Source organism: Mesorhizobium sp. M7A.F.Ca.CA.004.04.2.1 (assembly GCF_004022825.1).
Taxonomy (GTDB): domain Bacteria; phylum Pseudomonadota; class Alphaproteobacteria; order Rhizobiales; family Rhizobiaceae; genus Mesorhizobium.
Window position 1 is genome coordinate 1 of sequence record NZ_RZPH01001814.1, and the last position, 420, is coordinate 420.

The 420-nt window shown below is 63.8% G+C and carries 1 protein-coding gene; it reads left to right on the forward strand.

Features of this window, described 5'->3' with window-relative positions; genetic code table 11:
- Positions 1–36: 36 nt before the first annotated feature.
- The coding region (locus tag EN893_RS37725) for an FAD-dependent monooxygenase (RefSeq protein ID WP_206640290.1) at positions 37–420 on the forward strand (384 nt) is incomplete at its 3' end.

Below are 420 nucleotides of genomic sequence, written 5' to 3' on the forward strand. Positions count from 1 at the left end.
CAGGCTGACCGGTCCGAAGATCGAGGGAGGAATTTGATGGCGGATATCGAAACCGACGTGCTGATCGTCGGCACTGGCCCGGCCGGCTCGGCCACCGCCGCGCTGCTGTCCAGCTACGGCGTCGCCAACATGATCGTCAATCGCTATCGCTGGTTGTCGAACACGCCGCGTGCCCACATCACCAACCAGCGCACGATGGAAGTGCTGCGCGACCTTGGGCCGGAGGTAGAGGCCGAGGCCATGATGCACGCCTCCCCGCAGGAGCTGATGGGCGAGAACGTGTTCTGCGAAAGCCTGGCCGGCGAGGAGATCGGCCGCATGAAGAGCTGGGGCGTCCATCCGCTCTCCAAGGCCGAACATCTCCTGTCGTCTCCCTGCTTCATGAACGATCTGCCGCAGACCTTCATGGAGCCGATCCTG